The 20,190-nt window shown below is 69.5% G+C and carries 15 protein-coding genes; 2 read left to right on the top strand and 13 right to left on the bottom strand.

Annotation, left to right across the window (positions count from 1 at the left end):
- Window positions 1-53: 53 nt before the first annotated feature.
- The 11 genes from wecB to FHU34_RS23865 all read right to left on the bottom strand — a co-directional run bounded on the left by wecB (window position 54) and on the right by FHU34_RS23865 (window position 12,841).
- Window positions 54-1,178: a non-hydrolyzing UDP-N-acetylglucosamine 2-epimerase gene (gene wecB, locus FHU34_RS23815; protein ID WP_145784209.1), complete on the bottom strand. Its 1,125-nt coding sequence runs from the start codon at window positions 1,176-1,178 to the stop codon at window positions 54-56.
- The gene (locus FHU34_RS23820) at window positions 1,175-2,413 is read right to left on the bottom strand and encodes a glycosyltransferase family 4 protein (RefSeq protein WP_145784213.1); all 1,239 of its coding nucleotides are present in this window, start codon (window positions 2,411-2,413) and stop codon (window positions 1,175-1,177) included. Before FHU34_RS23820 ends, wecB begins: the two co-directional genes overlap by 4 nt.
- Entirely contained in the window at window positions 2,410-3,537 is a 1,128-nt protein-coding gene (locus tag FHU34_RS23825) for a polysaccharide biosynthesis C-terminal domain-containing protein (RefSeq protein WP_145784215.1), read from the bottom strand. Before FHU34_RS23825 ends, FHU34_RS23820 begins: the two co-directional genes overlap by 4 nt.
- Window positions 3,531-4,571 (bottom strand): SDR family NAD(P)-dependent oxidoreductase, encoded by a 1,041-nt coding sequence (locus tag FHU34_RS23830; RefSeq protein WP_145784217.1) that lies wholly within the window; start codon window positions 4,569-4,571, stop codon window positions 3,531-3,533. The genes FHU34_RS23825 and FHU34_RS23830 overlap by 7 nt, the downstream gene beginning before the upstream one ends.
- A gap of 137 nt (window positions 4,572-4,708) precedes the next feature.
- Complete coding sequence (locus FHU34_RS23835) at window positions 4,709-5,989, bottom strand: lipopolysaccharide biosynthesis protein (RefSeq protein ID WP_145784219.1); 1,281 nt, start codon at window positions 5,987-5,989, stop codon at window positions 4,709-4,711.
- Window positions 5,986-7,056 carry a glycosyltransferase family protein gene (locus tag FHU34_RS23840; RefSeq protein ID WP_145784221.1) on the bottom strand — a complete coding sequence of 357 codons (1,071 nt, stop codon included), beginning with the start codon at window positions 7,054-7,056 and terminating at the stop codon, window positions 5,986-5,988. Before FHU34_RS23840 ends, FHU34_RS23835 begins: the two co-directional genes overlap by 4 nt.
- A 33-nt stretch (window positions 7,057-7,089) precedes the next feature.
- On the bottom strand, window positions 7,090-7,791 hold the full coding sequence (locus FHU34_RS23845) for an O-methyltransferase (protein WP_145784224.1): 702 nt from the start codon (window positions 7,789-7,791) through the stop codon (window positions 7,090-7,092).
- Window positions 7,792-7,796: 5 nt separating this feature from the next.
- Entirely contained in the window at window positions 7,797-8,909 is a 1,113-nt protein-coding gene (locus FHU34_RS23850; protein WP_145784227.1) for a glycosyltransferase family 4 protein, read from the bottom strand.
- A gap of 6 nt (window positions 8,910-8,915) precedes the next feature.
- Complete coding sequence (locus FHU34_RS23855) at window positions 8,916-10,070, bottom strand: glycosyltransferase (protein WP_145784229.1); 1,155 nt, start codon at window positions 10,068-10,070, stop codon at window positions 8,916-8,918.
- A 73-nt stretch (window positions 10,071-10,143) separates the two neighbouring features.
- Window positions 10,144-11,331, bottom strand: a complete 1,188-nt coding sequence (gene metK / locus FHU34_RS23860) for a methionine adenosyltransferase (RefSeq protein ID WP_145784232.1) — start codon at window positions 11,329-11,331, stop codon at window positions 10,144-10,146.
- Window positions 11,332-11,437: 106 nt separating this feature from the next.
- Entirely contained in the window at window positions 11,438-12,841 is a 1,404-nt protein-coding gene (locus FHU34_RS23865; protein WP_145784234.1) for a hypothetical protein, read from the bottom strand.
- A 221-nt stretch (window positions 12,842-13,062) separates the two neighbouring features.
- Here FHU34_RS23865 and FHU34_RS23870 point away from each other — a divergent pair, with 221 nt between their 5' ends.
- Both FHU34_RS23870 and FHU34_RS23875 read left to right on the top strand, forming a co-directional pair.
- Window positions 13,063-16,167, top strand: coding sequence for a M14 family metallopeptidase (locus FHU34_RS23870; protein WP_145784236.1), 3,105 nt, complete (start codon window positions 13,063-13,065; stop codon window positions 16,165-16,167).
- A 100-nt stretch (window positions 16,168-16,267) separates the two neighbouring features.
- A complete protein-coding gene (locus tag FHU34_RS23875; protein ID WP_423438427.1) occupies window positions 16,268-17,191 on the top strand; it encodes an NAD(+)/NADH kinase in 924 nt (307 codons plus the stop codon).
- Window positions 17,192-17,275: 84 nt separating this feature from the next.
- Here FHU34_RS23875 and pgm read toward each other — a convergent pair whose 3' ends face one another.
- Window positions 17,276-18,919 (bottom strand): phosphoglucomutase (alpha-D-glucose-1,6-bisphosphate-dependent), encoded by a 1,644-nt coding sequence (gene pgm / locus FHU34_RS23880; protein ID WP_145784240.1) that lies wholly within the window; start codon window positions 18,917-18,919, stop codon window positions 17,276-17,278.
- A 31-nt stretch (window positions 18,920-18,950) separates the two neighbouring features.
- Window positions 18,951-20,183 carry a glucose-1-phosphate adenylyltransferase gene (gene glgC, locus FHU34_RS23885; protein WP_088990519.1) on the bottom strand — a complete coding sequence of 411 codons (1,233 nt, stop codon included), beginning with the start codon at window positions 20,181-20,183 and terminating at the stop codon, window positions 18,951-18,953.
- Window positions 20,184-20,190 lie beyond the last annotated feature (7 nt).

Below are 20,190 nucleotides of genomic sequence, written 5' to 3' on the forward strand. Positions count from 1 at the left end.
GACTCAGCGGGCCCGGCGACCGAGGTCGCCGGGCCCGCTGCCTGTCCCGACGGTCAGCGGCGGATGCCCGCCCAGTCGTGGTGCCTGCGGACGGTGGACAGGATGAAGTCGACCACCCGCCGGGAGGTGTCCCGAACCTGGTAGTCGACCGGACAGGGCACTCCCTCGGCGTGGACCTGGTCGACTGTCACCTGGATCGCCTCCACCACGCCATCCGGGTCGAGACCGGTCATGATGATGCCGCCGGCGTCCAACGCCTCCGGGCGTTCGATCGACTCGCGCAGCGTCACCGCGGCGAAGTTGAGGATCGCCGACTCCTCGCTGATCGTGCCGCTGTCCGACAGCGTGCAGAAGGCCTTCGTCTGCAGGTGCACGTAGTCGAGCAGACCGAACGGCTCGTGGAAGGCGATCCCGTCCAGCGCCGCTGCGCCGGGCGCCAACGACTCCAGCCGCTTGCGGGTCCGGGGGTGGGTGGACACGAGTACCGGGAACTGCCAGCGGTCACGAACCGCGCGCAGGCATTCCAGCAACCGGGCCAACCGGTCCGGGCTGTCCACGTTCTCCTCGCGGTGTGCGCTGACCAGGAAGTACCGGCCCGGCGTCAGCTCCAACTGACGCAGGATCGTCGATGCCTCGATGTCCATCCGGTAGTGCTCGAGCACCTCGCGCATGGGGGAACCGGTGTGCAGGATCCGGCGCGGGTGCAGCCCTTCGGCCAGCAGGTTCCGCCGGGCGTGCTCCGTGTAGACGAGATTGAAGTCGGCGACGTGGTCCACCAGACGTCGGTTCGTCTCCTCCGGAACGTTGAGGTCGAAACAGCGGTTGCCGGCCTCCATGTGGTAGACCGGCACCCGCAGCCGGCGGGCCATCAGCGCGCCGATGCAGCTGTTGGTGTCGCCGAGCACGAGCAATGCGTCCGGTCGCACCTCGGCAATGGCCTCCTCCACACCGACCAGTACGCCACCGAGCACCCGGCCGAGCGTCGAGGTGTCCACGCGCAGGAACCGGTCCGGTTCCCGGATACGCAACTCCTTGAAGAAGATCTCGGACAACGAGCTGTCCCAGTTCTGGCCGGTGTGGACCAGCACGTGCTCCACCACGTCGTCCAGCCTCGCCATCACCCGCGAGAGCCGGATGATCTCCGGCCGGGTACCCACCAGCGTCATCACACGGGTCATGGCCGTCCTTTCCCTGCTGCCACCTTCGTCAGAATGTCCTCGAACTGGTCGACGCCGACCCGCACGCACATGCGCTCCTGGTAGGCCCGGCGGGCCCGCTGACCCATGGCGACGCGCTCGGCCGCAGCCGTGTCGGCCGCCTGCCGCAGACGATCCGCGAGCACCGCCCAGTCCCCCGGTGGGCACACCAGGCCGGCTCCGGTCGACTCGACGAGAGCGGCGGCGTCCCCGCCCAGGGCGGCGATCACCGGAGCGCCGCAGGCAAAAGCCGCCTGCAACTTCGACGGGACGGTGCCGCGGAGCGCCGGCAGATCCCGCAGGCACACCAGCTGCCAGTCGGCCGCCGCGTACAGCTCGGCCATCTCCGTCGGCGGGCGGCGACCGACGAAGCGGACGTTGTCCGCGTTCAACTCGGTGGCGAGCCGGCGGGCCTCGTCCTCGTAGGCACCCGAACCGACCAGCACCAGGTCCACCCGGTCCCGGACGGCGGCCGCCGCGCGGATCGCCGTGTCCACGCCCTGGAGCAGACCAAGGTTGCCGGTGAACATCACCGTGCACCGGTCGCGTCGTCCGAGCGTCGCGCGGGCCGCGTCCGTCGGTGCCACGGGCCGGAACAGAACGTCGTCGGTCCAGTTCCACACCACACGCACACGGCTCGGATCGGCGCCCCGCTCCACCACGAGGGCTGCCATCGCCGGTGAGATCACCACGATCGCGGCCGCCAACCGGTACGCCGTGCGCATGAGGACGTCCAGACCGCCCGCCACCGCTCGTCCGGCCAGACCGGTCGGGGACATCCCGGAATGCAGGACCGAATCAGGCCACATGTCCTGCACGTGCAGGACGATCGGCGTACGCCGGGCGGCCCGGACGAGCGCGGCGGCGGCGACCGCCGTGGGCGGTGGATGGTAGACGTACGTGACGTCGACGCCACCGAGCCAGTTCGGGCCGGCGAGCGCGCTGCTCACACCGAACGTGATGTGGCTGGCCGCTCGGCGCAGCGCCGACGTGTCGTGGCTCGGGTACGCGGGAACCCGTCGCACCGCGACGGCCCCCTGCATCTCGACATGCCGCCAGCGTTGCCGCCAGCCCGGGTAGAGCCGCCCGTGCGGGTAGCTCGGATAGGTGGTGAGCACCCGCACGTGGTGGCCGCGCGCGCTCAGGTGCTGTGCCAGATTGCCCGGGATGAACACACCCTCCGGCGGATACCACTGGCTGACCAGGCCGACCCTCACGCGGCGACCACCGCGGGTTTCGGAATCCGCGACTCCACCGGTTCCGGCCAGGTGTCCGGACACGCCGGGTCGAACAGCTCGTTGGTCCAGAACAGGGTGACCAGTTCGTCGTCACCGGTGTTGACCAGCTTGTGCACCCACATGGTGGGCATGTCGACGGCGACCGGCGCGTCCCCGGAGACCGGAAAGCGCACCACGTCGGTGTCACCGACCCGCCGCAGGCTGATCTCAGCGGTGCCACGCAACACCACGAACCGCTCGACCTTCGCCAGGTGGAAGTGCTCGCCCCGGGTCACGCCCGGGTGACTGGTGGAGCTGAACGTCTGCCCCGCGCCACCGTGCACCTTGACCGTCTCCACCAGCTCGCCGCGGACATCGGCGCGGCGGGGCAGTGCCAGCGGGAAGTGCGCCGGGAAGCAGTGCGACCGGTAGGTGTTGAACAACCGCACGAGGTGCCGGTCGGTCAGGACCGGGATCTCGCCGGTGCGGTAGGTGGCGGCCAGCCCGGCCAGACGTTCGGCGAGCTCACGGACGCCCAGCCGCAACGCGGGCATGGTCGGATCCCAGGAACCACCCGCCGGCACGCCGACGAGCCGGGCCGCGGCGTCGGTCACGTGCACCAGGGCGATCTCGCGATCGGTGTGGACCTCCGGCCGCCCACCCTCGGCGAGCACGCGGCAGAACGTCGCCACCGCCGAGTTGTAGTGCGGGCGGCCGTGCTCGCCGTAGAGGTTGGACAGCAGCACGTCCTCCAGCGGCATGCCGGTGTCGGCGAGGATCCGCGCGGCGTCCGCCTTGGCGTCGCCGTACGGCGTGCCGTTGCCAGCCTGTACCGAGTTCGCGTAGACGACGCAGGCCGGCGGATCCGCGGCGACGCGCAGGCCGGCGGCGAGTTGCGCGGCGAGGCGCAGGTTACCCTCGGCGACCTCCGCCGGATCGCCGCGGTTCACGCCGGCCAGGTGCAGCACCCGGTCGACACCGCTGACCTTGGCGCCGACGACACGAGGATCGGCCAGGTCCGCGCGCGTGATGATCACCGGCTCCGGCCAACCGAGCGCCCGCAGCAGCACCCGCACGTGCCAGCCGAGAAATCCGCCGCCCCCGGTCAACGCCAGCTTCAGCACGCCAGCACCGGGTCACGCAGGGCCAGCTCGGCGCGGACCTCCGGCAACCTCTTCAGCAGTTCGATGATCTCCGGTACGCCCATCCGTGGCGCATTGGACGAGTTGAAGTCCTCGACGGGCCCTTCGTCCAGCTCGCCCTCGGAGACGTAGAGCGAGTAGTTCAGATCGCGGGCGTCCAGCGGCACCCGGAGGAACTCGCCGAAGTCCTCCGCCTGCGTCAGCTCCTCGCGGCTGGCCAACGTCTCGTCGAGCTTCTCGCCGTGCCGGACGCCGATGACGTCCAGCTTCGCCGGTACGTTGAAGAGTTCGCAGACCGCCTCGGCCAGGTCACCGATGGTGCAGGCGGCCGCCTTGCGAATGAAGATGTCACCCGGGCGGGCGTGCTGGAAGGCGTGCTCCACCAGCTCCACCGACTCGCCGAGGGACATCAGGAAGCGGGTCATCGTCGGGTCGGTGACGGTCGGCGCGCGCCCGGCCTTGATCTGCTCGATGAACAGCGGGATCACCGAGCCGCGGGAGTACATGACGTTGCCGTACCGGACGCAGGAGACGGTGGTGGCGCTGTTCGGGTTGTTGCGGGCGTGCGCCTGCGCGACCTTCTCCATCATCGCCTTGCTCATGCCCATCGCGTTGACCGGGTAGACGGCCTTGTCCGTGCTCAGCACCACCACCGAGCCGACGCCGTTACGCTCGGCTGCCTCGACGACGTTCGCGCTGCCGAGGATGTTCGTCCGCACCGCCTCGAGGGGAAAGAACTCGCACGAGGGCACCTGTTTGAGGGCGGCCGCGTGGAACACGTGGTCGATGCCGCGGCTGGCCCGCAGCACGGAGTCGTAGTCACGTACGTCCCCGACGTAGTAGCGGACGCGCTCGTCGCCGAGGAGTCGGCGCATCTCGTCCTGCTTGGCCTCGTCCCGGCTGAACACCCGGACCTCAGCGACGTCCCGATCGAGAAGTCGGCGGACCATCGTCCGGCCGAACGAACCCGTTCCACCGGTGATCAGGACTCGCCGTCCAGTGGTCAAAAAAGTCACTGCCGCTCCGTTCGTTACTGATGGCTCGCGTCCAGCCGGCAGCTGCCGGCGGTGTCAATGGCCGCAATCGGCCCAACGAGCGAGCAGGAGCCTTCGAAACGTCACCAAAGGGGCCAATGTCGACACACCAGACGGGGTCAGGTGTCGGCACCCCGAGCGTCCGCAGCCAGTACGGGCTCACGCACGCCCGGGCCGGGTCGGTGGGCCCCGTCGCGCCGATGCCGCCGGACCAGCAGCGACGCGTACGTGGCGAGCAGGGCGGTCAGCGCGAGTTGACCCACCCCGTACGACCAGGCGGCGCCCTGCGCACCGAACGGACCGGCTGTCACACAGACCGCGACCAACTGCAGCGACACCGTGCCGACCGTGCAGATCCCCACCACGTTCTCGTGGCCCCGGGCCTGGAGGAACGTCGCGAGGGGCTGGTTCACCACCACCACCGCGGCACCGATCGACAGCACCACCAACACGTCGGCGGACTGCCGGTAGGTGTCGCCGAGCACCAGGGAGACCGCGGTGGGTGCGAGCAGGACGAGAGCGGCACATGTGACGACTGCTCCGCAGAGCAGCCAGAGGGATCTGCGCACCGCCTGCAACGCGACCCGGGAAGAGGACGCCTGCGCGATGGCCGGTGCGGCGGCGGACGAGTACGCCTGGGCGAAGAACTGGACAGGCTGGGTCCATCGGGACACCGCGCTGTAGATGCCCGCCTGCGCGCTGCCACCGGTCGCCGCGAGCAACGTGACGTCCAGCGAGGTGGCGCTGACGGCCAACGAGAACCTGCCGTAGCCCGCCGTCGCCCGCCACGGTGCGGTGAGGCCGGTGGGCACCCAGCGAAGCCGGGACGGGCCGCCGAGCAGGACGCCGGCCGCCAAGGCGGCGAACGCACCACCGACCAGTGACCACCACAGCGTCGGCAGCGCACCGACCGCTGTGGTCGTCAGGAGCACCACCGCCAGGACGAGCGCCACCAGGCGCTCCAACAGGAGAACGGTGGCGACCTTCATGACCCGACGGGCAGCCCTCAGCGGCACCACGACGCCGTTGATCGCCGTCCGGCTGAGCAGGACGAGGGCGACCACCAGACCGAGTTCCGGCCACGGGGTCGCCAGTGCCGCCATCGAGATGACGAGCGCGCCGGCGACGGCCACGGCGAACAGCACCCGCAGCCGGTTCCAGTAGCTCTCCTCGGTGATCCGACCGGCGGCGAGCTCCCGCACCGAGAAGGCGTTGAAGCCGAAGTCCACCACTCCGACCAACATCCCACCGACGCCCATCGCGCCGGCCGCCAGGCCGAACGCGGCTGGGCCCGCCCGATTCGCCACCAGGGCGACGAGGACCGCGTACAGCGCCTGTGAGGCGGCTCCCGCGACGACCAGGATCACGGTCTGCGCCGCGAGGCCGCCACGACCGATCATGAAAGGAAAGCCTCGACGAACGCGTCGCTGCCCAGATCCACCCGGGGGGCGGGCGTGGGCGCGGCGATCGCCTTCTCCATCAGCCCGGTCACGGACTCCTCGGTCAGTGGTCCGCAGAGGCTCAGCCCGAGATGCTGGGCCCAGGTCACCAACTGGTCGGATCCCGCGACGACCACCTGCCGTCCTGCTCGGATGCCCTTGACCATCATCGAGTTGGGCTGGTCGCTGGAGTACGCCACCATGACACAGTCGCTCGCCTGCACCGCGCAGTTGATGGCGTGATCGGTCTGCACCCGGTCGTCCAGAATCACCGGCACCCCTGCGGCTCGGGCCCTGTCGAGCAGCGGCTGCACCTCCGCACGCACCGACGGATCGAGTTGCCCACACACGAACAGCGCCACCGGCCGGTCCGCCAGTCGCAGCAGGCAGCGGAGCACCAGGGGCAGGTTCTTGCGGGCCGACACCTTACCCGCCACGAGGAAGACGAACCGGTCCTCGGGGACACCGAGCGCGCCGCGCAGGGCGGTCGGGTCCTGGTCCTCCGCGTCGAAGAACACCGGGTCGGGCGCGACGGCCGCGCGGGCCTTCCGGCCCGCTACCGAGTGGTCCGACAGGTACAGCAGCCGGACCCCGGGAAGCCGTTCGGTGCGTCGCAGGATGAGGTCCTTCGTCTTCAACCGGGCCCGTATCGACGGCCGGTTGTCGGTGTTCCAGCGGGGGTCCTGAGTGACCAGAACGACGATCGGGGGGCCCGGCGGCCAGCCCCGAATCCCGAGCCGGATCGCGAACCGGTCGCCGTCGGGAACCAGGACCCGCGTGCAGCCGTACCGCATCGCCTGCCGGCGCACACCGCTGACGGTCAGCGACGGATCCGCCAGCGCCACCTGTCGGCAGCGGTCGGCCACCTCGGCGAGGTGCAGCCGATGCTCGGTGGACCGGAGGCCGGACCGGGTGAGGGCGAGCACCACGCTGTCGCCGCGATCCAGGGCAGCGGACGCCAGGAGGCGGACATACATCAACCGGTGCCCCTCGTGATCCTGCGACACGATCAGTACCCGTTCAGCCATTCCCGGTGCCTCCTTCCACCCGAGCGGTCAGCACTAGCGGACGGCGTCTGTCGCCGGCACCATCCACGCGTTGAAGTCGCGGCTGAACACCGTCGTGCAGGCGTCGACACCCAACCCGGGCTTGAAGCCCCAGAAGTCCAGCCGGCCGAATCCCTGGGCGGTGAGCGCGTCGTCGGCCGGACGTGTCGTCGGGCGATCGGTGTCGTCGAGTACCACCAGCCCCGAGGGCGTCAGGTACTCCTGCGCGAGACGGGAGCAGGTGGTCCGCGCCATCCCGTCGATGATGATCACGTCCCAGGGCGCGCCTTCCTCGATGGCCCGTACGTAGGGCGCGGACCCGTCCGCCTCCCACCAGGTCCCGTCGCAGGGCACGTGCAGGACCCGACCGTGGCGGGGTTGCGGAACCCGACGGAACCAGTCGGCGTCGTGTTCGACGGCCACGATCTCCCGCACCCGCAGCGCGTCCGCGAACCATGCGGTCGACGAGCCGGCACCGTACTCGAACACCCGGCGATCGGCTCCGACGTGCGTGGCGAGCCAGTGCATCGCCCCGTAGGTCAACCAGGGGCGTGGCCCGCCGTCCGAGCCGCTCGGCGCCCCGCCCGAGACCGACCGGTGCCAACCCTTCGCCCTGAGCGTCGACAGAACCTGCAGCGAGGTGAGCACCTCCCGCCCGCTCCGTGGTACGCCGGGGACACGCGCGCGAACCCTGTCCATCACCGACGGACGTCTCATCGCACTCAACACCTTTCGTTCTCGTATTCCGGCACCGGACGTGCCCTTCTCGATGTCACCCGGGCACCCATCGCCACGAGTTCAGCGGCCATGGCGGGGCCGGCATTGAAGGCCGGGGTCGCCGGTACGCGGAGCCGGCGCAGGCTGCTCAGGTCGCGTGCCTCGACGAACACCTCCGCGAGGCGGTCGGCATCGTCTGTTGGGAACACCCAACCGTTGTCAGTGGTGACGCGATCGGCATGACATCCGACGGCGTCGCTAACAGCGACCCGCACGCCGTTGGCCTGCGCCTCCGCGACAACGAGACCCCACGGCTCGTAGCGCGACGGCAGGACGAAGAGGTCGGCCGCCGCGAAGACGGGACCGAGCTCGTCCTGCGGCAGCGCGCCCAGGACACGGATACGCGGATCGGCGGCAGCCGCGCGGTCGACCAGGGACCGTTGCGGCCCCTGCCCCACGATCACCAGCCGCGCAGCGGGATCGGCGAACGCCGCGAAAGCGGACAGCAGCGTGTCCAGTCCCTTGGCCGGCGCGAGTCGCCCCACGAACAGGATGACGAGCCCGTCGCCGAGGGCGTGTCGGGTCCGCAGCGCCGCAGCCTGCTCCGGGCTCGCGACGGGCGGCCTGGGCAGACCGAACGGGATCAGGTGTCGGTTGCCGAAGCCGTACTCCGCCCAGTACCTGTCGTTCTGCGCTCCCACCGTCCACACCCGGGCCCGCCGCCCGAGGATCGCCCGCAGCAGCAGCCGCTTTCCCCATCGCCGCACTGCCGGCCGTCGGCGCTCGTCGAGCCAGTTGCTGTCGGACCGGAGCACCACCTGGGCGCCGCGCAGCCGGGCGGTGAGCACGGCGAGGACGTTCGCGAGCCGGGCGTAGCCGAAACAGCAGACGACCTTCAGGTCGGGGCGGAGCGCGGCGCGCACCAGGGCCACGCACCTCGACACCGTCCCGCCATCAACCACCTCGTGCGGATGAGCCGGCACGGCCGCGCCCCAGCCACGATCCGCGTCGCCCCGGTGATAGAGAGCGTGCATATCGAGACCCGCGACGTGCAGGTGGTCGAGCACCGGATTCCGGTATGGAGTGGGCACCTCCACGATGAAGAGGACCTCCGCCACGATGCGTCAGCTCCTCTCCCGGACGGCGGTCGTGCCGCTCGGTACGCGGCCAGCGCGCCCCTGCGGCGGCGGACCGGTCACGTCGGTGAACGTGTCAGTGCGGACGAGATCGACCACACTGTGCGTGGCCTGCCGGGCCCGCCAGGCGCGGTAGGCCTCGCCGGCCGCGGCCCGCCTCGCGTGACGCTCGGCGACGCCGTCGGCTGCCATACGCTCGATGACCCGGCTCAACTCCGCAGGGGAGAGCGCCGGGAGGACGACACCGCCGCCGCCTTCGAGGACGTCGGTCCAGGGTGTCTCCGCCGAGCAGACCACCGGGCACGAGGCGGACAGGCTCTCGGCGATGACGTGCCCGAAGTTCTCCCCGCGGGTCGGCAGCACGAAGGCGTCGTAGCGCGTGAAGGTGGCGCGGACCTCGGCCGGAGGCACCGGACCGCGGTACCGGACCGTCACGGTGGCAGGTAGCTCGTCGCACAGCCGTTGACACTCCCGCCAGTACGACGGGTCGTCCACCGGCCCGTGGATGTCGAGACTCAGCGGGCGGCTGACCGTCGTCAGGGCCCGCAGCACCATGTCGAGGTTCTTCATCGGCGTGATGCGGCTGAGGAAGACGAGTCGCAGGCGATCGTCGTCGTGCTCCACCGGCGGTGCGGGGTCCACCGGCAGCAGCGTCTGGTTCTCCCGTAGCACGATCCGCGCTCCGGGAACGAGGGCGCGGATGTGCGCCGCCTCGCGATCGTTCGTCGCATGCCAGAGGACATCCCGCCGGCCCAGGAGCCGACGCCAGAGGGCCAGGAACAGCCGCTTCTTGTGCGACCGGATACCGAGCGCCCCCGGCGAGAACTCTCCGCGCGGCGCGATGAGGATCCGCTTCGCGGAAACCAGCCCCAGGATGGTCGCCAGCACCGGCAGCAACGAGAAGGTCGGCTGCCAGACGCTGTTGACGTAGAGCAGGTCGAACGGGCCGGCCGACCGCTGAGCGCGCCAGATGCGCCACCAGTGCCGCGGGCTACGGCGGTTCAGATAGAAGACCCGGGACCGGGACCGGGTCGTCCACCGTCCGGACAGTCCCGGATATGGCGTCCGGCAACCGAGATCACGGTCATTGGTGACCAGCGTCAGGCGCACGTCCGACGGCACCCCGTCAACCATGCAGACCATGGATCGCACCGGACCGCCGGCACGATAACCCGGTTCGAAGTACGCCGAAGTAGCCAGCACCCGGTAGTCGTGCTCAGAGGGCACTGGACTTGAGGGCGATCGCACGGCCGGCACTTTCCCAGGTGAAGTCCGTCAGCTCACGGCCGAAGTGTCCGTACGCCGCGGTCTGCCGATAGATCGGGCGGAGCAGGTCCAGGTCACGAACGATGGCTGCCGGCCGCAGGTCGAAGACCTCGGTGATGCTCCTGCTGATCGTCGACACGGGCACGTTCTCCGTGCCGAAGGTCTCCACGGAGAGGCTGACGGGGTGCGCCTTGCCGATGGCATAGGCGACCTGTACCTCACAGCGCTCGGCCAGACCCGCGGCCACGACGTTCTTGGCCACCCATCGCATGGCATAGGCCGCGGAACGGTCCACCTTGGACGGGTCTTTCCCGGAGAACGCGCCACCGCCGTGACGGGCGTAACCGCCGTAGGTGTCGACGATGATCTTCCGTCCCGTCAGACCGGCATCGCCCATCGGTCCACCGACTTCGAATCGTCCGGTCGGGTTGACCAGCAGCCGGTATCCGTCCGTGTCCAGGTCCAGGCCTTCGAGTTCCGGGGCGATGACCTGTTCACGGATGTCCGGCGTGAGCAGCGAATCCAACGCGATGTTCGGGGCGTGCTGGGTGGACACGACCACCGTGTGCAGACGGACCGGACGCATTCCCTCGTACTCGACGGTGACCTGCGTCTTGCCGTCGGGACGAAGATAGGGAATGGCGCCGTTCTTGCGTACGGCAGCGAGTCGGCGCGCCAGTCGATGCGCGAGCGCGATCGGCAGAGGCATCAACTCGGGAGTTTCCGAGCAGGCGAAGCCGAACATCATGCCCTGGTCACCGGCACCCTGGGTGTCCAACGCGCTGGACGAGCCAGACCGCACCTCGATCGCGCTGTCGACACCCTGAGCGATGTCCGGAGACTGTTTACCGATGGAGACGCTCACACCACAGGAGGCGCCGTCGAATCCTTTGGCCGACGAGTCGTATCCGATGTCGACGATCAGCCGGCGAACGATCTCCGGGATGTCCACCTGCGCCGTCGTCGCCACTTCGCCGGCAACGTGCACCTGGCCGGTGGTGAGGAGAGTTTCCACGGCGACCCGGCTACGAGGGTCGATGGTGAGCAACGCGTCCAGGATGCCGTCGCTGATCTGGTCAGCAACCTTGTCAGGATGCCCCTCGGTGACTGACTCGGACGTGAAAAGGCGGCCTGACACAATTACTCCCCCTGGTTAGCAATGCTCATTACGGCAAGCGCTGGCGCAATGAAACAACGAGTTGCCGTACGATCAGTTACTTGGCCGGGCGGTCAATGTTGGCGCATCACCGACGGGCGCGGGCGGTCGTCTTAAACATCGATTCCGGCTCGGTCGGACGACGGGCAAGCCACGCCGTCGCGATTACCAACATGGCCAGAACCACCAACCGGGGCCCGGTACGGGTCATGTAGGTGAACCCACCCACCCAGACCAGATCGAAGAGACCGACGGCGAGAAGAACTCCGCCGACGTACCGGCCGAGCGCCGTGGGCGTGGTCAGCGGCCGCGCCGATGCACGAGCCAGGAACCGGTCGATGGCGGACACGGCGAAACCGGTCACCGGAATCATCACCGCCATGCCGACGACACCGAAATTGAACAGCCACTCGCCATACCAGAGGGCCGCCACGGAATGGCCGGTGCCGGCCAGTCCGGGCGCGAGGTAAGGCACCAGCTCATAACCGAAGCCGACTGGTTTGTCGGGCCAGAACGCGCGGGGCACCAGGGCGACCGCGGCGGCGAAGAAGGTCTCGCCCCATCCCCGGGGCAGCAGACCGATGGTGTTCATCTGCCAGAGTTCGGCGAACGCGGACATCGGACTGACGGCCGATCCGAAGCCGTCGCTGTCCACGTCCGAGGCTGCCCCGCCGGCGCGCAGCGCGGCGAGAAACGACAGGGCCGGAATTCCACCGAGGATCACGATCCCCTTGGTGTAACGCCGCCGGTCGCCGTGAGCCAGGACGACGAGCAGGGCGAGGGCGAGGGACCCGAGGACGATGCGGCCGAATCCATTGAACAGATAGAAGAAATAGACGGTGAAGGCGACGGCACACACCGATCCGCACAGCACCTTCCACCGACCGAGTGGGCCACGCAGCAGGCCCGCCGCCAGTAACACGACGCCGACGAAGCCGACCGGCTTCGCCGTGAACTCGGTCTCGGCGTCAACCAGCGAGGCGATGACGGCGACGGCGAGGAGGACCAGCCCGAAGGTGAACGCCCACCCCGCGGTGCCCGCGTCCACCCGGGCGGCGTCGGACCGGGCCCTGGAGGGCGCGCCGTCACCCCAGAACAGCATCCAGGTGAGCACATGACCGAAGAAGCAGACGGCGACGGTGGTGAACAACGGGATACCGGGATCGGTCGCCACGTTCTTGATGCTGTGGTAGAAGCCGCCGAACCCGACGAAGACCGCGAAGGCGAGGTTGTAGATCCCCACCGCCGTGATCCGCGTGCCCCCGTGCCGCCAGAAGACCCAGGTGCCGAAGAGGATGGCGAGGAGACTCAGGGCAATGGTGGCCTCGCGGTGCCAATCGGTTGCCAGGGCCGGGTTGAGAACGAAGCAGGCGGCACCGGCCACCAGCCACGCCGTACCGGCGGCCAGGTTCCGCATGAACTGGGGCACCCCGCCGGCGCGCGGGCGGGCGTGCAACGCCGAACGGCTGACCGGTGCATGGATTGTCCCCATGGGAGCGGAGCGTATCGGAACCGCTACCGCTCGATGCCTGATTCACATTCTTGGCCCGCCGGTCATGCCTGCACCCTCAATCCGATCCCCTTCCGCCCCGGGTCGTCACGCGAGGGAGCGACACCGACACGGCCAGCTACCTCGCACCTCTCGACCTATTGACATCGATCACCCCCCAGCAGAAGGCTCGCGCCTACAGGTCCTTCACCCAAGGAGGCGCGATGAGACCGAGACGACTGGCGATCGCCAGCGTGGTCACCCTGCTCGGCGCACTGGCGTTGACCCCGCCGGCAAGCGCGAAGCCACCGTCCGAACCGGGCGCCCGCGACGGCCTGGAGGTCTACGTCGGCACGGTCGACGCGAAACAGCGGGACCAGCTACGCGCGGCGGGGGTCGACCTCGGCCACGACGCGAAGACGGACTCGACCGGCACGACGACCGTCGAGACGGTGCTCAGTCGCCGGCAGGCGAAGCGGCTGACCGACCAGGGCGTCCCGTTGTCGGTGAAGAAGGTGCGCGGCAAGGACGCGTCGCAGGCGCTGCGGGAGCAGGCGGCGGCGGGCTGGACGGCGTTCCGGCCCTATGGGGAGCCGGGCGGTCTGCGCGACGAGCTGAACGCCACCGCGGCCCGTTATCCCAAGCTGACCAAGGTGGAGACGATCGGCCGCACCCAGCAGGGTCAGCCGATCGTCGCCGTGAAGGTCACCAAGAACGCGCGGACCGTCGCGGACGGGAAGCGGCCCGCCGTGCTCTACGCCGGCGCGCAGCACGCCCGCGAGTGGATCACGCCGGAGATGACCCGCCGGTTGATGCACCACGTGCTGGACAGCTACGGCACCGACCAGGAGATCACGAAACTTCTGGACACGACCGAGCTGTGGTTCCTGCCGGTGGCCAACCCGGACGGTTACGACTTCACCTTCACCTCGGGCAACCGGCTGTGGCGCAAGAACCTGCGGGACAACAACGGCGACGGACAGATCACCTCCGGCGACGGTGTGGACCTCAACCGCAACTTCAGCTACAAGTGGGGGTACGACAACGAGGGTTCGTCACCGGAGCCGAACAGCGAGACCTACCGGGGCCCGGGCCCCAACTCGGAGCCGGAGACCAAGGCCCTGGACCAGCTCTTCAAGCGAGTCGGGTTCGAATTCTTCGTCAACTATCACTCGGCGGCCGAGCTGCTGCTCTACGGCCTCGGCTGGCAGGTGAGCACTCCCACCCCGGATGACGAGATCTACAAGGCGATGGCCGGGGACGACGCGCACCCGGCGGTGCCCGGTTACGACCCGGACATCTCCGCCGAGCTGTACACGACCAACGGTGACACCGACAGCCACGCCACCGTCCGGTACGGCACGCTGGGCTTCACCCCCGAGATGTCCACCTGTGAGGCCGCCTCGGCGGTCGACCCGGACGACGAGTGGCGCCCGGAGGACTGCGTCAGTGGCTTCATCTTCCCCGACGACGAGACGTTGATCGCTGGTGAGGTGAGCAAGAACCTGCCGTTCGCGCTGGCCGTGGCCAAGTCGGCGGCGGACCCGGACGAGCCGGTGTCGGTGGTCGGCCGGAGCACCCCGGACTTCGTGGTGGACGCCTTCGACACCTCGTACGGGCGCACCCAGCAGGTCGCCGCCATCACCCGGCGGGCGCTCAAGAACGTGAAGATGCACTACACGGTCAACGGCGGGCGACCGAAGACCGTCGCGGTCCGCGAGTGGCGCGGCGGCGAGCGGTACGGCGGCACGCACGACGACTACTACGCGGAGCTACGCGGGACGGTCGGCGGCACGAAACCGGGAGACCGGGTGGAGGTCTGGTTCACCGGCAACAAACCCCGGTCCGGGGTGGTCGCAAGCGTTCACTTCACCTACCGGGTGCACAGCGACATCGGCGGTGACGTGCTGGTTCTCGCTGCTGAGGACGTCACCGGTCTCAGCCCGGCGCAGACCGGCACCTCCGCGAAGTACGCCGACGAGATCGCGGCATCGTTGAGCGCCGCCGGGCGCAGCAGCGACGTGTACGACTTCGACGTGATGGGCCGTAAGGCGCCGCACCCGCTCGGGGTGCTGTCGCACTACAAGGCCGTGGTGTGGGAGACCGGCGACGACGTGATCATGCGTTCGCCCGGCCAGGTCGCCGGCACCACGGCCAAGGCGGCGCTGGACACCGAACTGGCCGTCCGGGACTACCTGAACGAGGGTGGCAAGCTCCTGGTCAGCGGCCAGTACGCGTTGTTCGCCCAGGGCGCCAACGGTTCGTACGTCTACCACCCGGACGCGCCGCCGGAGTGCACCAACGCCGACGACCTCACCTGCCTGCCGCTGCTGAACGACTTCCAGCAGTACTGGTTGGGGGCGCACACCTACGTCAGCGACGGCGGCACCGCGCCGGAGGGAGAGCCGTTCCCGGTCGCCGGCCGCGACGGCGCGTTCACCGGCTTCAACGGGCAGCTCAACGCGGCCGGTTCGGCGGAGAACCAGGGGCACACCGCGTCGTTCCTGACCACGTCGAGTTTCCTGCCGCCGGACGAGTTCCCGCAGTTCGCCAGCTCCGCACCGGTGGGCTGGACCCGACCGGGTGGCGCGCCGTTCGACCCGCGTACGGGTGAGTGGTACCTGCACAGCGGGCAGGCCGACGAGTCGTACAAGCGGCTCACCCGCACGGTGGACCTCAGCGGGGCGACCAGCGGGGAGCTGCGCTTCTTCACCTCGTACGAAATCGAGCAGAACTGGGACTTCCTCTTTGTCGAGGCCCACGAGGTGGGCAGCGACGACTGGACGACCCTGCCGGACGTCAACGGCAAGACCAGCACGGTCACCGGGGAGAGCTGCGCCTCCGGTTGGGGCCAGTTGCACCCGTTCCTCGCCCACTACCAGGGCGCGGGCTGCTCCCCCACCGGTAGCACCGGAAGCTGGAACGCGGCGACCGGGACGTCGAGCGGTTGGAAGGAGTTCGTGGTCGACCTGACCGCGTACGCCGGCAAGCAGGTCGAGGTGTCGATCACGTACGCCTCGGACTGGGCCACGCAGGGCCTCGGCGTCTTCCTGGACGACGCCCGGGTCGTGGTTGACGGGTCGACGGTGGCGGAGACCTCGTTCGAGTCCGCCGACCTGGGCGGCTGGACGGTGGCCGGGCCTCCGGCCGGGTCCGGTGGCAACGCCAACGACTGGTCGCGCAGCCAGCAGGCGTTCGAGGAGGGCTCGGTGGTGGTCACCGGGGGCACGGTGTACCTGGGCTTCGGGTTGGAGGGCCTCTCCCCGGCGGCCCGCGATGACCTGGTCGCCCGCTCGTTGACCCACCTCACCGGTCAACCCCGCCCCTGACGGCGGCGAGGTGCGCCGGCGGTCCACGGGCCGCCGGCGCACCTTCGGCGTACGCCGGGTGCGCCCGCCGACGATGTGATGAGCTGTACGGGTGTCGGGGCTGGGACTTGTGCTGCACCCCACCCGGGATGTCACCGAGGTGGCCGAAATCATCGAACGGTGGGCCACCCGCCACCACAAGACGCTGTTCGTGCGCGAGGAGGACCAGCACCGCGTCCCGTCCTGCGTCGAACCGGTGCCGGAGGGCGAGGTCGCCGTCCGCGCCGACGCGTTGATCAGCATCGGTGGTGACGGCACCATGCTGGGTGCGCTGCGCTCCGCCGTCCGCGACCCGAAGCCGGTGCTCGGCGTACACCTGGGTCGTCTGGGGTTTCTCGTCGAGATCGAACCGCCGGAGTTGCCCGACGCGCTGAGTCGGCTGCTGTCGAAGGACTTCACCGTCGAGTCGCACGCGTGCCTCGCCTGCGACGTGTGCGGTGACGACGTCGTGGCGTTCAACGACATCGCGTTGGTCCGCCAGCCGGGTGCCGGTTTCGTCAGCGTCACGCTCGCCATCGACGGCCAGCAGTACGGCTACTACCGCAGCGACGCCGTGGTGGTCAGCACCCCGATCGGCTCGACGGCGTACAGCTACGCGGCCGGTGGTCCACTGATCTCCCCGGCGGCGGACTCGGTGGTGATCACGCCGGCGGCGCCGATGGCCGGCATCTCCCGGGCGGTCGTGCTCTCGCCGGACGAGAAGATCCGGTTGGAGTTGCAGCCCAACTCGTCGCCGGTCGTGGTGGAGATGGACGGCCTGGTGTTCCGCGACGCGGCCACGGAGGGGACTGTGGACATCTCGTACCGCCGCGACGCCGGTCTGGTGGTCCGCTTCGACCCGTTGCGCTACCAGGAGCGCAACCAGTTGAAGATGACGCTGCTCGACCTGCCGTTCCTCCCCGAGCAGCTCCGCGAACTGCTGCCCGAAGAGCTACGCCGACGCAGCCAGGAGCTACCCCCACCCGCCGACCCCCCACCCTGCTGAAGCCCTGCGCTCGATCAAGAGGTTTGCGTCACGACACGCCGGGCGGCATGACGCAAACCTCTTGATCAACGTGGGTCCAGGGGGTCAGGACTGGGTCAGGGCTTGGTCCACCAGGTTTTTGGCTTCTTCCTGGATCTGCTTCAGGTGGTCGGGGCCCTGGAAGGACTCGGCGTAGATCTTGTAGACGTCCTCCGTGCCGGAGGGCCTCGCGGCGAACCAGCCGGACTCGGTGCTGACCTTGAGGCCGCCGATCGGTGCGCCGTTGCCAGGTGCGGTGGTCAACGTCGCGGTGATCGGCTCACCCGCCAACTCGGTGGCGGTGACCTGCTCCGGGGAGAGCTTGCCGAGCACTGCCTTCTGCTCCCGGGTGGCCGGGGCGTCGATCCGGGCGTACGAGGGGGCGCCGAAGCGCTCGGCCAGCTCCGCCCAGTGTTCGCTCGGGCTCCGCCCGGTGGTGGCCAGGATCTCGGAAGCGAGCAGGCAGAGCAGGATGCCGTCCTTGTCGGTGGTCCAGGTGGAACCGTCGCGGCGCAGGAACGACGCCCCGGCGCTCTCCTCACCGCCGAAGCCGACAGCACCGTCGAGCAGGCCGGGCACGAACCACTTGAAGCCGACCGGCACCTCCAGCAGCGGTCGGCCCAGGTCCGCGGCGACCCGGTCGATCATCGACGAGGAGACCAGCGTCTTGCCCACGGCGGCGGCCGGACCCCATTCGGAACGGGTACGGAACAGGTGACCGATCGCCACCGCCAGGAAGTGGTTGGGGTTCATCAGGCCGGCGTCGGGGGTGACGATGCCGTGCCGGTCGGCGTCGGCGTCGTTGCCGGTGGAGATCTGGAAGTCGGCGCGGGCGGCGATCAGCGACGCCATCGCGTTCGGCGAGGAGCAGTCCATCCGGATCTTGCCGTCGCCGTCCAGGGTCATGAACCGCCAGGTCGGGTCCACCGTCGGGTTGACCACTGTCAGGTCCAGCCGGTGCCGCTCGGCGATCTCGCCCCAGTACGCCACGCTCGCCCCACCGAGGGGGTCAGCGCCGATCCGCACTCCGGCGTCGCGGATCGCGTCGATGTCGATCGCCGCCGGCAGGTCGTCGACGTAGTGCGCGAGGAAGTCGTACTCCCCGGTGGTGTCCGCGGCCCGGGCCCGCGCGTAGGTGATCCGGCGGACCTCCTTGAGCCCGGCGGCGAGGATCGCGTTGGCCCGGTCCTGGATCCACCGGGTGACGTCGGTGTCGGCCGGACCGCCGTTGGTGGGGTTGTACTTGAACCCGCCGTCGTCGGGCGGATTGTGCGACGGGGTGATGACGATGCCGTCGGCGAGCCCGCTGGTCCGCCCCCGATTGTGGGTGAGGATCGCGTGCGACAGCGCCGGCGTCGGGGTGTAGCCGTCGCGGCTGTCCACCAGCACTGTGACCCCGTTGGCGGCGAGCACCTCCAGCGCGTCCACAGCGGCGGGCGCGGACAGCGCGTGGGTGTCCCGGGCGAGGAACAGCGGCCCGTCGAGCCCCTGCTCCCGTCGGTAGTCGCAGAGCGCCTGGGTGACCGCCAGGATGTGGTCGGAGTTGAACGCGTTGCGCAGGCTGGAGCCGCGGTGGCCGGAAGTGCCGAAGGAGACCTGCTGCGCCGGGTCCGCGGGATCCGGATGTTCGGCGTAGTAGGCGGTCACCAGGCGCGGCACGTCGACCAGGTCGGCGGGCTCGGCGGGCTGGCCGGCACGGGGGTGGGTCACTGCGGGATCCTCCTCGGTGTGTGCGGGTCGGTCACGGCTCGACCTTCTGGCCCTTGCCGATCACCACGATGCCGTTGTCGGAGACGGTGTAGCGCTGCCGGTCCTTCTCCAGGTCGACGCCGATCTCGACGCCCTCCGGGACGAACACGTTCTTGTCCAGGATGGCCCGCCGAACCACCGCGTGCCGGCCGATCTCCACACCCTCCATCAGCACCGAGCCCTCGACGTGCGCCCAGGAGTGCACCCGCACCTTCGGCGACACGATCGAGTTCTCCACCAGCGAACCGGAGATCACCACGCCCGGGGAGACCATCGAGCCGACAGCGCGGCCGACCCGCTCACCCCACTGGTGGACGAACTTCGCCGGCGGCCACGGCAGCTGCTCGGTGTAGATCGGCCAGTCGAAGTTGTACATGTTGAAGACGGGGTGCACGTTGATCAGATCCATGTGCGCGTCGTAGAACGAGTCGAGCGTCCCCACGTCACGCCAGTAGCCACGGTCGCGGTCGGTGCTGCCCGGCACCTCGTTGTCGCGGAAGTCGTAGACGTTCGCCTCGCCCCGCTCGACGAGCATCGGGATGATGCTGCCGCCCATGTCGTGCTTGCTGGTCTTGTCTTCCGCGTCGCGCTCGACCGCCTCGCACAGTGCGCGGGTGGTGAAGACGTAGTTGCCCATCGAGGCGTAGATCTCGTCCGGCGCGTCGGGCAGACCGACAGCGTCGGTCGGCTTCTCGCGGAACGCCCTGATGCGCTTGCCGTCCTCGCCGACCTCGATGACACCGAACTGGTCGGCCATCGACAGCGGCTGGCGGATGCCGGCAACGGTCACCGCGGCGCCGGAGGCGATGTGGTCCTCCACCATCTGCCGGGGGTCCATCCGGTAGATGTGGTCGGCGCCGAAGACGATCACGTAGTCGGGCTGCTCGTCGTTGATGAGGTTGAAGCTCTGGTAGATGGCGTCGGCCGAGCCGGCGAACCACCACGGGCCGCGACGCTGCTGCGCGGGCACCGGGGTGACGTAGTTGCCGAGCAGCGTGGACATCCGCCAGGTCTTGGTGATGTGCCGGTCGAGGGAGTGGGACTTGTACTGGGTCAACACGACGATCTTGAGATAGCCGGCGTTGGCCAGGTTGGAGAGGACGAAGTCGACCATGCGGTACATCCCGCCGAACGGGACGGCCGGCTTGGCCCGATCCGTGGTGAGTGGCATCAGGCGCTTGCCCTCCCCACCCGCCAGGACGATCGCGAGCACCTTGGCAGCCATGCCACGA

This window comes from Micromonospora taraxaci (assembly GCF_007830095.1).
GTDB classification, from domain to species: Bacteria; Actinomycetota; Actinomycetes; order Mycobacteriales; family Micromonosporaceae; genus Micromonospora; species Micromonospora taraxaci.